9 protein-coding genes are annotated in these 14,822 nt (G+C 70.6%); 4 read left to right on the top strand and 5 right to left on the bottom strand.

The genetic code is table 11. The features are described 5' to 3' along the window. Positions 1–183: 183 nt before the first annotated feature. From fba to AC0N04_RS16275, 5 genes are all read right to left on the bottom strand, one after another. Positions 184–1,248 (bottom strand): class II fructose-bisphosphate aldolase, encoded by a 1,065-nt coding sequence (gene fba, locus AC0N04_RS16295; protein WP_474283323.1) that lies wholly within the window; start codon positions 1,246–1,248, stop codon positions 184–186. Positions 1,249–1,415: 167 nt separating this feature from the next. After that, the gene (pyk, locus tag AC0N04_RS16290; RefSeq protein WP_474283322.1) at positions 1,416–2,846 is read right to left on the bottom strand and encodes a pyruvate kinase; all 1,431 of its coding nucleotides are present in this window, start codon (positions 2,844–2,846) and stop codon (positions 1,416–1,418) included. A 122-nt stretch (positions 2,847–2,968) separates the two neighbouring features. After that, complete coding sequence (locus AC0N04_RS16285; RefSeq protein WP_474283321.1) at positions 2,969–5,287, bottom strand: NADP-dependent malic enzyme; 2,319 nt, start codon at positions 5,285–5,287, stop codon at positions 2,969–2,971. Positions 5,288–5,461: 174 nt separating this feature from the next. Continuing rightward, on the bottom strand, positions 5,462–7,498 hold the full coding sequence (locus AC0N04_RS16280; RefSeq protein WP_474283320.1) for an acetoacetate--CoA ligase: 2,037 nt from the start codon (positions 7,496–7,498) through the stop codon (positions 5,462–5,464). A 45-nt stretch (positions 7,499–7,543) separates the two neighbouring features. After that, on the bottom strand, positions 7,544–9,370 hold the full coding sequence (locus AC0N04_RS16275; RefSeq protein ID WP_474283319.1) for an ABC transporter substrate-binding protein: 1,827 nt from the start codon (positions 9,368–9,370) through the stop codon (positions 7,544–7,546). 155 nt (positions 9,371–9,525) lie between these two features. On the opposite strand from AC0N04_RS16275, the gene AC0N04_RS16270 reads away from it, so the two are divergent. The 4 genes from AC0N04_RS16270 (at position 9,526) to AC0N04_RS16255 (ending at position 14,614) form a co-directional block, all read left to right on the top strand. After that, positions 9,526–10,464 carry an ABC transporter permease gene (locus tag AC0N04_RS16270; RefSeq protein WP_474283318.1) on the top strand — a complete coding sequence of 313 codons (939 nt, stop codon included), beginning with the start codon at positions 9,526–9,528 and terminating at the stop codon, positions 10,462–10,464. Between the two features lie 11 nt (positions 10,465–10,475). Next, a complete protein-coding gene (locus AC0N04_RS16265) occupies positions 10,476–11,516 on the top strand; it encodes an ABC transporter permease (protein ID WP_474283317.1) in 1,041 nt (346 codons plus the stop codon). Continuing rightward, positions 11,513–13,216 (top strand): ABC transporter ATP-binding protein, encoded by a 1,704-nt coding sequence (locus AC0N04_RS16260; protein ID WP_474283316.1) that lies wholly within the window; start codon positions 11,513–11,515, stop codon positions 13,214–13,216. The genes AC0N04_RS16265 and AC0N04_RS16260 overlap by 4 nt, the downstream gene beginning before the upstream one ends. 120 nt (positions 13,217–13,336) lie before the next feature. Next, positions 13,337–14,614 carry a solute carrier family 23 protein gene (locus tag AC0N04_RS16255; RefSeq protein WP_474283315.1) on the top strand — a complete coding sequence of 426 codons (1,278 nt, stop codon included), beginning with the start codon at positions 13,337–13,339 and terminating at the stop codon, positions 14,612–14,614. Positions 14,615–14,822: the final 208 nt, after the last annotated feature.

Below are 14,822 nucleotides of genomic sequence, written 5' to 3'. Positions count from 1 at the left end.
AGGAATTGTAGGGGGGTCCCCCCCGCAGGCCACCACGGGCTCCGTGCGCGGGTCGCCGCAAAACCCCCTAGATGTAGGGGGTCGTGGTAACGACCGGTCCACGGTGCTGCGCCGGTCCAGGTGGGCTCTCGCCGCGGGGCCCCGCGGCGGGACGGCACGCGCCGTCAGGGTCAGCAGCGGTCGTCAGACCACCTGCTGCGCCAGACGGCCGGCCGCATAGGAGGCCGCCATGTCGGTCAGCGCCACCGCCTTGATCTTCGGCGCCTGCCCTTCGCAGCCGAACTCGAGGTAGCGCTGCTTGCAGATGGCCTTGGCCGCCTCGCGCGCCGGCTTGAGCCATTCGCGGGCGTCGAACTTGTCCGGGTTCTCGGCCAGGAACTTGCGCACCGCGCCGGTCATCGCCAACCGGATGTCGGTGTCGATGTTGATCTTGCGCACGCCGAACTTGATCGCTTCCTGGATCTCCTCGACCGGCACGCCGTAGGTCTCCTTCATCTTGCCGCCATACTGGTTGATGATCGCCAGCAGGTCCTGCGGCACCGACGACGAGCCATGCATCACCAGGTGGGTGTTGGGAATGCGCGCGTTGATCTCCTTGACCCGCGAAATGGCCAGGATGTCGCCGGTGGGCTTGCGCGAGAACTTGTAGGCACCGTGGCTGGTGCCGATGGCGATCGCCAGCGCGTCGAGCTGCGTGGCCTGTACGAAGCGGGCCGCCTCCTCCGGATCGGTCAGCATCTCGGCGTGGCTGAGCTTGCCGGCGGCGCCGATGCCGTCCTCTTCGCCTGCCTCGCCCGTTTCGAGCGAACCCAGGCAGCCCAATTCGCCCTCGACGGTGACACCCACCGCATGGGCCATCTGCACCACCTGGCGGGTCACGTCGACGTTGTAGTCGAACGAGGCCGGGGTCTTGCCGTCCTCGCGCAGCGAGCCGTCCATCATCACCGAGCCGAAGCCCAGGTCGATCGCGCCGCGGCAGATCGCCGGACTCTGGCCATGGTCCTGGTGCATCACCAGCGGCACCTGCGGATAGGCCTCGACGGCCGCCTGGATCAGGTGCTTGATGAAGGCCTCGCCGGCGTACTTGCGGGCGCCGGCGCTGGCCTGAAGAATGACCGGCGCGCCAACCTCGGCAGCGGCCGACATCACGGCCTGCACCTGCTCGAGGTTGTTGACGTTGAAGGCCGGAATGCCGTAGCGGTTTTCAGCGGCGTGATCGAGCAGCTGGCGCATGGAAACGAGTGGCATGGTGGAAACCCCGCAAATGAAGAAATCGCCGGTCGCGCGGTGGTGGTAACCGCGCCGTAACTGAGGCGATTCTACCGAGCGGCAGCTCGCCCGCGGCCCTTGTCCACGAGGGAAACCTTGCTTGCCAGACACCGCCGGCCGCCGCCCTGCCCGACGGCGATGGGGGTTCAGGCCACCCGGCTGACCTTGAGCATGTTGGTGCCACCCGGAAAACCCATCGGCTCGCCGCAGGTGATGGCGTAGGTGTCGCCGGGCTTGAGCACGCCGCGCGCCACCAGCAGGCGCTCGGCCTCGGCCAGCGCCTGATCGCGGTCGTTGAAGATCGGCATCAGCACCGGCCGCACGTTGCGGTACAGCGCCATGCGGGTCTGCGACGCGGGCTGGGTCGTCATGCCGAAGATCGGCACGTGGATGTTGTGGCGGCTCATCCACAGCGCGGTGGACCCCGATTCGGTCAGGGCGATGATGGCCTTGCAGCCCAGGTGGTGGGCCGTGAACAGCGCGCCCATCGCGATGCTCTGGTCGATGCGGCCGAAGATGCGGTCGCTGAAATTCGCGTCCAGCCTCACGTCTTCGGCGCGCTCGGCCTCCAGCGCGATCAGCGCCATCTGCTGCACCGTCTCGACCGGGTACTTGCCGGCGGCCGTCTCGGCGCTGAGCATCACCGCGTCGGTGCCGTCCAGCACCGCGTTGGCCACGTCGGACACCTCGGCCCGGGTGGGCACCGGCGCCAGGATCATCGACTCCATCATCTGCGTGGCGGTGATCGCGATCTTGTCCATCTCGCGCGCCATGCGGATCATGCGCTTTTGCAGCGCCGGCACCGCCGCGTTGCCGACCTCCACCGCCAGGTCGCCGCGGGCCACCATGATGCCGTCGCTGGCGCGCAGGATCGCCTCCAGGTGCGGGATCGCCTCGCTGCGCTCGATCTTGGCGATCATGCACGGCTTGTGGCGCCAGGCCTCGCCGGCGACGTTGGCCAGCTGGCGCGCCATTTCCATGTCGGTGGCGTTCTTCGGGAAGCTCACCGCCAGGTAGTCGCACTGGAAGCTCATCGCCGTCTTGATGTCCTCCATGTCCTTGGCCGTCAACGCCGGCGCCGTCAGGCCGCCGCCCTGCTTGTTGATGCCCTTGTTGTTGGACAGCTCGCCGCCGACCTTGACGGTGGTGTGGACCTGCTCGCCGCGCACGCCGACCACGGTCAGCACGATCAGGCCGTCGTTGAGCAGCAGCGTGTCGCCCGGCTTCACGTCGCGCGGCAGCTCCTTGTAGTCCAGGCCCACGCCATGCAGGTCGCCGGGCTCGGCGCGCGCGGCATCGAGCACGAAGGGCTGGCCGTTCTCCAGCAGCACCTTGCCTTCGGCGAACTTGCCGACGCGGATCTTCGGGCCTTGCAGGTCGGCCATCAGCGCCACCGTCTTGCCGACCCGCGCGGCGCACTCGCGCACCAGCCGGGCGCGGTCGATGTGGTCCTGCGCCTTGCCGTGGCTGAAGTTCAGCCGCACCACGTCCACGCCGGCCAGCAGCAGCCGCTCCAGCACGTCGACCTCGCTGGACGCAGGGCCGAGGGTGGCGACGATCTTGGTGGCACGGGGCATGGGCTGGGTCTCCGGTAAGTGGTCGCCTGATGTGGCGCGCTGGAATGCGGCGATTATCCGCAGCCCGCCACCCACCGGGTTACCGGCGGATTACAGCGGCAGCGGCGATGCGAACGCCGCGCTCAGCGTCCCCGCGCCGCCGCGCCGTCGGCCACCGCCAGCGCGGTCATGTTGACGACGCGGCGCATCGTCGACGACGGCGTCAGGATGTGCACCGGTGCCGCGGCGCCGAGCAGGATCGGCCCGACCGTCACGTTGTTGCCGCCGGTGACCTTGAGCACGTTGAACAGGATGTTGGCCGCGTCGATGTTGGGCAACAGCAGCAGGTTGGCGCTGCCGCTCAGCGTGGTCTCGGGGAGCACCGCGCGCCGGATCGATTCCGTCAGCGCCGCGTCGCCCTGCATCTCGCCGTCGCATTCGAAGTACGGCGCACGCGCCACGAACAGGTCGCGCGCGGCCCGCATGCGCCGCGCGCTGGCCCGGTTCGACGAGCCGTACATCGAGTGGCTCAGGAAGGCCAGCCGCGGCGGCAGGCCGAAGCGCAAGACTTCTTCGGCCGCCATCTGCGCGATCTCGGCCAACTCGGCGGCGTCGGGTTCCTCGTTGACGAAGGTGTCGGCGATGAACAGCGTGTGATGCTCCAGCATCAGCGCGTTCATCGTCGCCATCACGCCGCTGCCCGGGCGCGCGCCGATCACCGCCTTGACGTGCTCGAAGTGGGCGTCGAAGCGTCCGACCAGGCCGCACAGCATCGCATCGGCGTCGCCGCGCTTGAGCAGCATCGCCGCGATCAGCGTGTTCGAGCGCCGCAGCGCCGCCTTGGCCGCGTCGGGCGAGACGCCGTCGCGCCCCATCAGCCGGCGGTAGTCCTCCCAGCAGGCGCGGTAGCGCGGGTCGTCCTCGGGGTCGACGATCGCCACGTCGACGCCCGGCCGCAGCCGCAAGCCGGCGCGTTCGATGCGCGTCTGGATCACCGCCGGCCGGCCGACCAGCGTCGGCTGCGCCAGGCCTTCGTCGACCACCACCTGCACGGCGCGCAGCACGCGCTCGTCCTCGCCCTCGGCGTAGATCACCCGGGCGGCGCTCTTGGCGCAGGCGGACTTGGCGGCGCTGAACACCGGACGCATCAGCATCCCGGTCTGCGAGATGAAGCGGCTGAGCGACTGGCGGTAGACGTCCATGTCGGCGATCGGCCGGGTCGCCACGCCGCTCTCGGCGGCGGCCTTGGCCACCGCCGGCGCGATGCGCAGGATCAGGCGCGCGTCGAACGGCGTCGGGATCAGGTAGTCGGGGCCGAACTTCAGTTCCTTGCCGGCGTAGGCCGCCGCGACCTCGTCGGAGGCCTCGGCCTTGGCCAGCGCTGCGATCTCGCGCACGCAGGCCAGCTTCATCGCCTCGGTGATGCGCGCGGCGCCGCAGTCCAACGCCCCACGGAAGATGTAGGGGAAGCACAGGACGTTGTTGACCTGGTTCGGGTAGTCCGAGCGGCCGGTGGCGATGATGCAATCCGGCCGCACCGACTTGGCCAGTTCGGGGCGGATTTCCGGTTCCGGATTGGCCAGCGCCAGGATGATGGGCTGCGTGCCCATGGTCTTGACCATCTCGGCGCTCAGCACCCCGGCAGCCGAACAGCCCAGGAACACGTCGGCACCGGCCACCACGTCGGCCAGCGTCCTGGCCTCGGTCTTCTGGCAGTAGCGCTGCTTCGATTCGTCGAGCACGTCGCCGCGCCCTTCGCGGATCACCCCCTTGGAGTCGCAGACGAAGATGTTGGCCGGCGAGACGCCCAGGCTGACCATCAGGTCCAGGCAGGCGATCGCGGCCGCCCCGGCGCCCGACACCGCCAGCTTGACCTCGCCGATCTTCTTGCCGACCAGTTCCAGCCCGTTGAGCAGCGCCGCGCTGGAGATGATGGCGGTGCCGTGCTGGTCGTCGTGGAAGACCGGAATCGCCAGCCGCTCGCGCAGCTTCTTCTCGATGTAGAAGCACTCCGGGGCCTTGATGTCCTCGAGGTTGATGCCGCCCAGCGTCGGCTCCAGCGCGGCGATGATCTCGACCAGCTTGTCCGGATCGTGCTCGGCCAGCTCGATGTCGAACACGTCGATGCCGGCGAACTTCTTGAACAGGCAGCCCTTGCCCTCCATCACCGGCTTGCCGGCCAGCGGACCGATGTTGCCCAGTCCCAGCACCGCCGTGCCGTTGGTGACCACGCCGACCAGGTTGGCGCGCGAGGTGTATTCGGCCGCCAGCGACGGGTCCTGCTCGATCGCCAGGCAGGCGTAGGCCACGCCGGGCGAATAGGCCAGCGACAGGTCGCGCTGGTTGGACAGCGGCTTGGTGGCGTTGACCGAAATCTTGCCGCGCGTCGGCGCCCGGTGGTATTCGAGCGCAGCGTCGCGCAAGGCCCGTTCGGCGGGCGAGAGGTCGTCGTTCTTGGACATCGATGTCTCCTTAGGGGGGCGGAATTTAGCCTGCATTCGCCCCCCGCAGGTCGACCACCGCGCGGTCATGCCGCATTTGCATGAAGCGATGCGGAGCCGGCGCCCGCGGCGCTCGCTGGCCTGCCCTGCGCGCCACCCGCTGCGGGATTCGCGCTCGGGAGCGGCCCGGCGCGCTCAGACGCTGGCGCGGCGCCGGGCGAAGTCCAGGAACCAGTCCACCGTCTGCGCGTTGGCCATCGCGTCGCGGTGGAACACCGACGCCGCCGGCTGGCCCAGCAGCAGCTTCTTGACCGGCAGCTCCATCTTCTTGCCCGACAGCGTGCGCGGGATCGCCGGCACCTGCAGGATCTCGCTGGGCACGTGGCGCGGCGACAGCGCCGTGCGGATCGCCGCGCGCAGCCGCTGCACCAGGCCCTCGTCCAGCACCTGCCCGTCGCGCAGCACGACGAACAGCGGCATGTAGGACTCGCGGCCCAGGAACTCCAGGTCGACCACCAGGCTGTCGAGCACCTCCGCTTCGGCTTCGACGGCACGGTACAGCTCGGCCGTGCCCATGCGGATGCCATGGCGGTTGATCGTCGCGTCGCTGCGGCCGTAGATGATGGCGCCGGTCGCGCCGGCCTCCGGATGCGGCACCAGCCGCAGCCAGTCGCCATGGCGCCAGATGCCCGGGTACATGTCGAAATAGCTCTCGTGCAGGCGCCGGCCCTCGGGATCGTTCCAGAGGTACAGCGGCATCGACGGCATCGGGGCGGTGCAGACCAGTTCGCCCACCTCGTCGATCAGCGGCCGGCCGCGGCCTTGCGCATCCGGGTCCGACCAGGCCTCGACCGCCGCGCCCAGGCAGCGGCATTGCATCTCGCCCGCCACCATCGGCAGGGTCGGCGAGCCGGCCAGGAAGGCGCCGGCGAAGTCCGTGCCGCCGGAGATGCACGAGATCCAGATGTCGCGGCCGTCGACCTGGGGCAGGCTCTGCCAGATCCAGCGGTAGCTGTCGTCCGACAGCGGCGAGCCGGTCGAGCCCACCGCACGCAGCGCCGACAGGTCGGCCGCCGCCTGCGGTGCCACGCCGGCCTTCAGGCAACTGGCGTAGAAGGCCGCCCCGGCGCCGACGAAGGTGCAGCGCGCCAGCCCGGCGAAGCGCCACAGCGTGGTCCAGTCGGGCGCCTTGGCCGGACCGCCGGGCGCGCCGTCGAACAGGCAGACCGTGGTGCCGGCGAGCAGGCCCGCGACCTGGCTGTTCCACATGATCCAGCCGGTCGAGCTGTACCAGTGGTAGCGGTCGCCGGTCTCGGCCGACGGGCCCAGGTTGCTGTGCAACGCGCCGGCCTTCAAGGCCTCGATCATCACGCCGCCGTGGCCGTGGACGATGGCCTTGGGCAGGCCGGTGGTGCCGCTGGAGTAGACCACCCACAGCGGGTGATCGAACGGCAGCCATTCGGGTTCGACCCGGGCGTCGCCGGCGGTCAGCGCCTCCCAGCGGTGCAGCGCCACCTCGCCGCGCGACGGCGGCGCCAGCGGCTCGCCCAGCCCGGGCAGCTGGACCAGGTGCCGCAGCGTCGGCAACGCGGCGACGAGTTCGGTCACCACCGCGCGGCGGTCGTGCGCGACGCCGGCAAAGTGGTAGCCATCGCAGGCCAGCAGGACGGTGGGTTCGATCTGGCGGAAGCGGTCCAGCACCGCCATCGGTCCCATGTCGGGCGAGCACACCGACCAGATCGCGCCCAGGCTGGCGGCGGCGAGAAAGGCCACGGCCGTCTCGGGCCGGTTGGCGGCGAAGGCCACGACGCGGTCACCGCGCCGCACGCCCATCGCCCGCAGCGCGGCCGCCGCCGCCCCCACCTGGCGGCGCAGCTCCGGCCAGCTCAGCTCGTGCACCTGGCCGGCGGCCAGGCCGGCCTCGTCGGTCCAGACGATCGCCGGATGGCCTGCCGCGTGGGCCGCGTCGGCGTGGCGCAGCACCTGGCGCGCGTAGTTCAGCTGGGCGCCGGGGAACCAGCGCGCGCCGGGCATGCGGCGGTCTTCGAGCACGCAGCGGTACGGCGCCGCCGATTCGATCTCGAAGTAGTCCCACAGCGCGCCCCAGAAGGCATCGAGGTCGCTGACCGACCACTGCCAGAGCGCGTCGTAGGTGTCGAACTGCAGGCCGCGGGTCTCATGCAGCCAGCGGCGGAAACGGGTCAGGCGGGGTTCGGGCAAGGCGGTGTTCATGACCGCCAGCATAGGCAGCGCGGCGGCGCCGCGCCATCCGGGCGATCACGCGGGCCCGACGACGTCCACCCACATCCACCAGTCGACCCAGAACAAGGGGTGGCGGTAGCCGATCAGCTGCGGCTGGGCCAGGTCGCTGATGATCCGGTGGAAGCGGATCTTGTACGGCATCCAGACCACCGCCTGCCGCTTGGCCTGGAAGAACAGCGCCTGGCGTTCCGGGCCGTCGGGCAGGGCTTCGAGCTGGCGGTAGAGCGCGTCGACCTCGGGCCGGCGAAAGCGCGCCAGGTTCTGCCCGCCCTTCTGCCGGCTGTCGTAGGGCTGGAACTGCCCCAGGCTGTCGGGCGTGGACGACTGCAGCCCGACATGCCAGACCTGGTACTGCCCGGCCTGCGCGGCGCGCAGCAGCTCGGGCCATTTGCGCGGCTTGAAGCGGATCTTCACGCCGATCCGCGTCATGTCGTGCTGATACTGCTCGGCGATGTGGCGCGCACGCTGATCGGTCTCGATCGACCACACCAGCTCCATCGGCGAACCATCGGGCGCCTCGCGCCAGCCGTCGCCGTTGCGGTCGCGGTAGCCGTACAGATCGAGCAAGGCCTGGGCGCGCGCCGGGTCGTGGCTGCCCATCTCGCTGCGGAAGGCGGGGTCGTAGGCCGTCGTGTGCGGCACCACCGGCGATTGGGCGGGCAGGCCCTGGCCGTGGTGCACCAGCTCGATCTCGCGCTGCACGTCCAGGCCCAGCCCGATCGCGCGGCGCAGCGCAACCTTGTCCGCCGTGTAGCCGCCCACCACCGGGTCGTCGAGGTTGAAAAAGGTGGAATAGGCGTCCGGCCGCAGCTGCCGGAAGCCCTGCACGCCGCGCCGCGCCAGGTGGGGCGCGAGGCGGCCGTTGGGCAGGGCCAGCGGCGCGTATTCGGGCGGCAGGGCCTCGATCAGATCGTGCTCGCCGTTCAGGAAGGCCAGCCAGCGCGGCTGGCTTTCCTCGATGATGGACAACTCGACCCGGTCCACCATCGGCAGGCGCCGCCCCTTGAAGCGCGCCAGCAGCGCCTGGCCTTCGGCGTCGTCTTGCGCCGGCTCGGCGTCGTACCGGCGCTCGCGGTAATCGGGGTTGCGCCCGAGCACGATCAGCGAGCCGCGCCGCCACTGCCGCAGCACGAACGGGCCGGTGCCCACCGGGTGTTCGCTGATGCGTTCGCCGTAACGCTCGACCACCTCGCGTGCGACGGCGCCGAACAAATCGGTCTCGGCCAGGAACTCGGTGAAGCGCGGGCGCGGCTCGCGCAGCCGGATCTGCAGCGTGTGGCGGTCACTCGCGCGCAGGCCCTCGATCGGCGTGTCGTAGTCGAACGGCCGATGGCGGTCCATCGCGCGCTGGCGCGCCTCCTTCAGGCCGACGAAGCCGAACGTCTCGACATAGCTCCACAACGGACATTTCAGCGCCGGATCGGCAAAGCGCTGGATCGCGTAGACGTAGTCCTGCGCCACCAGCTCGCGCCGTCGGCCGCCGAAGGCCGGGTCCTCGGCGAAGTAGATGCCGGGGCGGATGCGCACCGTCCAGTCGCGAAAATCGTCGCTGTGCGAGGGCATCTCCGCGGCGGTCAGCGGGCGGATCTTGGCCGGCCGGGCGAGCGGGTCGTAGGTGCAGGGCGACTCGAAGATGTGCGCCGTGACGGTACGCGAATACAGGTCGCTGATCTGGCTCGGATCGAAGCTGGTCTCGGCCGCCGGAAAGGCATAGCGCAGCACCTTCTCGGCGCCGGCCTCGCGCGCTGGCGATGCCGCCGCCCGCGCGCCCTCGCTCCAGGCCAGGCCGGCTGCGGCGGCCGCCAGGACGCGGCGGCGGTGGAGGGGTCGTGGTTCGGTCATCGGCGGCGCCGGTGGCGGTCACGGCGCCGCCGGCGAGGCCAACGATAGTCGAAACCGCGCCGGCACCGCATCCGGGAAGCTCCGTGCCGCGACCTGACGCCGACATCAATGCCGGCGCCCCTACACTGCGGCCACCCCGACCCCGAAAGGAGACGATGGCCACCTACCTGTTCCGACGCCTGTGGCAGATGCTGCCCACGCTGCTGGGCGTGGTGCTGCTGGTGTTCGGGCTGTTCAAGGTCTTCGGCGGCGACCCGGCGGTGATCCTGGGCGGCCTGAACGCCACGCCCGAGCAGGTCGACGCGATCCGCGAGCAACTCGGCCTGAACCGGCCCTGGTGGGTGCAGCTGGGCTTGTTCATCGGCCAGATCCTGCGCTTCGACTGGGGCCAGAGCTGGGCCACGCACGAGAGCGTCAGCCATTTGTTCGCCACCCGCTTGCCGGCCACGCTGACCGTGATGCTGCCCATCTTGCTGCTCGACACGCTGGTGGCGATCCCGATCGCGCTGGGCGTGGCGGTGGTGCGCGGCTCGCTGACCGACCGCGCGCTGATGGTGGTGGCCACGGTGGCGCTGGCGATCTCGTTCCTGGTCTACGTGATCGTCGGCCAGTACCTGTTCGCCTTCCAGCTGGGCTGGTTTCCGGTGCAGGGCTGGAGCGATTCGCTGGCCACCAACCTGACCCATTACGCGCCGCTGCCGGTGCTGCTCGCGGTGGCGGTGGGCGTGGCGCCGCAGACCCGGCTGTACCGCAGCTTCTTCCTCGACGAACTGGGCCAGGACTATGTGCGCACCGCCCGTGCCAAGGGCCTGGGCGAGGGCCGGGTGCTGTTCAAGCACGTGCTGCGCAATGCGCTGATTCCCATCCTGACCAACGTCAGCCTGGCGCTGCCGGGGGTGTTCGTCGGCTCGTTCCTGATCGAGGTCTTCTTCTCGATCCCGGGCCTGGGCCGCGAGGTGCTGCTGGCGGTCAACCGCAGCGACTATCCGGTGATCCAGGCGGCCGCCGTCTACCTGGCGGCGCTGACGATGCTGATCAACCTGGCCACCGACCTGCTCTATCACTGGGTCGACCCGCGGGTGGTGTTGCGGTGAGCGCGGCCGCGATGACGACCGCTGCCGGAGCCGCCGCGCCGAGCTCTTCCGAGGGCGTCTGGCGCGCGGCCTGGCGGCGCTTCCGTCACGACCGGGTCGGCCTGGTCTGCGCCGCGATCGTCGTCGCCTACCTGATCCTGATCGCGCTGGCGGCGTCCGGCGTGGTGGCGGGGCATTGGCAGCAGGAGGTGGGCGTTCCCAACGCGCCGCCCAGCCTGCTGGGGCCGAGAGCGCCCGAGGCCAGCGCGGCCCTGGCAGGTCCGCAGGGCCCGCCGGTGGACCTCTCGGACATCGACCCGCTGGCGCCCCGCTACGCCGCGTGGGCCGAGCGCGCCAAGGTCTACACGCAGCATGCGACGCCGCGGGCGCTGACGCTGCCGCTGGGCGGCGACCGCCTGGGCCGCGACGTGCTGGCCAAGGCCATCAAGGGCACCGAGGTGTCGGTGTTCGTCGGCGTGCTGGCCGCCGTGGTGGCCACCGCGCTCGGCACCTTGCTCGGCGCGCTGGCGGGCTATGCCGGCGGCTGGCTGGGCGACCTGCTGGAGTGGGTCTACAACGTGTTCACCGCGATCCCCGACATCCTGCTGATATTCGCCTTCGCGGCCGTGCTGGGCCGCGGCGTCGGCACGGTGGTGCTGATCCTGGGCCTGGTCGGCTGGACCGGCCTGTACCGCCAGGTGCGCGCCGAGTTCATGAAGCACCGTGCGCGCGAGTACGTGCGCGCGGCCGAGGCCATCGGTGCGAGCCACGCGGCGCGCATGTTCCGCCACATCCTGCCCAATGTCAGCCACGTGATCCTGGTGCGCATGAGCCTGCTGGTGGTGGGCTTCATCAAGAGCGAGGTGATCCTGTCCTACCTGGGCCTGGGCGTGCCGGTGGACCAGGTCAGCTGGGGCACGATGCTGGCCGAGGCGCAGAGCGAGCTGATCCTGGGCGACTGGTGGCAGCTCGCCGCCGCCACGGCCTTCATGGCCGTGTTCGTCACCGCGTTCTCGCTGCTGACCGACGCGGCGCGCGACGCGCTGGACCCGAAGCTGCAGATCCGGCGATGAACGCCATGGCCCCACCGCTGCTGAGCCTGCGCGACCTGAGGGTGGCGTTTCGCGCTCGCGGGCCCGACGGCCAGGTGCAGCGCGCCGAGGCGGTGGGCCGAGGCGGGCAAGGCATCAGCTTCGAGGTGCCAGCGGGCGGCACGGTGGCGTTGGTGGGCGAATCGGGCTCGGGCAAGAGCGTCACCGCGATGTCGGTGCTGAACCTGCTGCCCGACAACGCCGAGCGCCACGGCCAGGTGCTGTGGCAGGGGCGCGACCTGCTCAAGGCGACGCCCGCCGAACTGCGCCGGGTGCGGGGCCGCGAGATCGCCTGCGTGTTCCAGGACCCGATGTCGTCGCTGAACCCGGTGTTCACGGTGGGCCAGCAACTGGTGGAGCCGCTGGTCGTGCATCTGGGCCTGGGCGGCCGGGCGGCCCGCGCGCGGGCCGAGGCCTTGCTGCACGAGGTGGGGCTGCCCGAGCCCCGGCGGCGGCTGGGCGCCTATCCGCACCAGCTCTCAGGCGGCCAGCAGCAGCGGGTGATGATCGCGATGGCGCTGGCCTGCGAACCGAAGCTGCTGATCGCCGACGAGCCGACCACCGCGCTGGACGTGACCGTGCAGCGCCAGATCCTCGACCTGCTGGCCGGGCTGAAGACCCGCCTGGGGCTGGCGATGCTGTTCATCAGCCACGACCTGGCCCTGGTCGGCGAGATCGCCGACCAGGTGGTGGTGATGCGCGAGGGCACGCTGCGCGAAAGCGGCCCGGCGGCGCAGATCTTCAACGCGCCGCGGGACGCCTACACCCGCGCGCTGCTGGCCTGCCGCCCGGGCCTGGAGGCCCCCCCGCCGCGCCTGCCGGTGATCGACGACCTGCTCCACGAACGCAGCGCGCCCCGGCCGGCGCCGCCCAAGGACCCGCACGCGGCGGTGGTGCTGGCGGTGCGCACGCTGTCCAAGGGCTTCGCGCTGCGCCAGGGCTGGTTCGGCCATCGCGAGTTCAAGGCGGTGCAGGACGTGAGCTTCCAGCTGCGGCGCGGCCACACCCTGGGCGTGGTGGGGGAGTCGGGCTCGGGCAAGACCACGCTGGGCCTGACGCTGCTGCGGCTGCACACGCCCAGCGCAGGCCAGGTCTGGCTCGATGGCCACGACCTGTTCGCCCTCGGCGACGCCGAACGCCTGGCGATGCGGCGACGCATCCAGATCGTGTTCCAGAACCCGTACGCGGCGCTGAACCCGCGCTTCACGATCGCGCAGACGCTGATCGAACCGATGCGCATCCACGGCCTGGGCAGCGACGACGCGGACCGGCTGCAGCGCGCCGCAGGCTGGCTGGAGCGCGTCGGCCTCGGCGCGCAGGCGCTGGGCAAGTACCCCCACGAGTTTTCGGGCGGCCAGCGCCAGCGCGTGGCGATCGCCCGCTGCCTGACGCTGAGCCCCGAGGTGCTGGTGCTGGACGAGGCCGTCAGCGCGCTCGATGTGTCGGTGCAGGCCCAGGTGCTGAACCTGCTGCGCGACCTGCAGGACGAACTCGGTCTGGCCTATGTCTTCATCAGCCACGACCTGGCGGTGGTGCGCTTCATGGCCGACGAGGTGCTGGTGATGAAGGACGGCGTGGCGGTGGAGCAGGCGCCGGTGGAACAGGTGCTGCAGTCACCGCAGCAGGATTACACGCGGCGCCTGATCGGCGCCGTGCCGCGCGGCTGGTCGCCGCCGACCTGATCGCACCACGCCGGCTGGCGACGGGCGCGAAAGTTGCATTGCGCCTCTACACTGCTCGCCGGCATGGAAGCGCCCGCCCGGCGCCTGCCGCGAGCCGAACCCAACAACCGAGGAGCCCCGATGTCTTTGTTTCCCCGATGGCGAGAAGTATCCGTGCCGGCTGGCGGCGTGGTGGCACCGGACGAACGCCTGCCCTGGCCGCAGACCGCGGTGCTGGGCGTGCAGCACGTGATCGCGATGTTCGGCGCGACGGTGCTGGGGCCGATCCTGATGGGCTTCGACCCGAACGTCGCGATCCTGATGTCGGGCATCGGCACGCTGATCTTCTTCTTCGTGGTGGGCGGCCAGGTGCCCAGCTACCTGGGCTCCAGCTTCGCCTTCATCGGCGTGGTGATCTCGGCCACCGGTTTCGCCGGCAGCGGCGCCAACGGCCAGATCCCGCTGGCGCTGGGCGGCATCATCGCCTGCGGCGCGCTGGTGGCGCTGGTCGGCCTGCTGGTCACGGCCATCGGCACGGCCTGGATCGAATCGCTGATGCCGCCGGTGGTCACCGGCGCGGTGGTCGCCGTGATCGGCCTGAACCTGGCCGGCGTGCCGATCAAGAACATGGCACCGACCGATTTCGACAAGTGGATGCAGGCCGTCACCGTGGTCTGCGTCGGGCTGGTGGCGGTGCGCACCCGCGGCATGCTGCAACGGCTGCTGATCCTGGCCGGGCTGATCCTGGCGAGCATCGTGTACGCGGTCCTGACCAACGGTCTGGGCCTGGGCAAGCCGATCGATCTGACCCGGCTGGCGCAGGCCGCCTGGTTCGGTGCGCCGCACTTCAGCACGCCGGTGTTCGACGCCAAAGCGATGCTGCTGATCGCGCCGGTGGCGCTGATCCTGGTGGCCGAGAACCTGGGCCATGTGAAGGCCGTCAGCGCGATGACCGGCCGCAACCTCGACCGCTTCATGGGCCGCGCCTTCCTGGGCGACGGCATCGCGTCGATGGTGTCCGGCGCCTCGGGCGGCACCGGCGTCACCACCTACGCCGAGAACATCGGCGTGATGGCGGCGACCAAGATCTACTCGACCGCGATGTTCGTGGTGGCCGCGCTGATCGCGATCGTGCTGGGCTTCTCGCCCAAGTTCGGCGCGCTGATCCAGACGATTCCGCTGGCGGTGATGGGCGGCGTGTCGATCGTGGTCTTCGGCCTGATCGCGGTGGCCGGCGCGAAGATCTGGGTCGACAACAAGGTCGACTTCTCGGTCAACTCGAACCTGATCGTCGCCGCGGTCACGCTGGTGCTGGGCACCGGTGACTACACGCTGAAGTTCGGCGGCTTCGCGCTCGGCGGCATCGGTACCGCGACCTTCGGCGCGATCCTGCTGAACCGGCTGCTGCGCTCGCGCTGAGGCGGCGGGCGCGCAGGCCGGCGCCGGGCCGCTCCCCAGCGGCCGGCGCATCCGCGCGGCGGGTGGTTGCGGTACGCCGCAACCGGGTGCTTCATGCCGCGCGCCGGCTGAGGATCTCGAAGGCCGGCAAGGTCTTGCCTTCGAGCACTTCGAGGAAGGCGCCGCCGCCGGTGGAGATGTAGCCCACGTCCTTGTCGATGCCGTACTT

Source organism: Ideonella sp. sgz306126, assembly GCF_056032705.1.
Note: the sequence above shows the minus strand (reverse complement) of the source record. Positions and strands in the feature narration are given on the sequence as shown.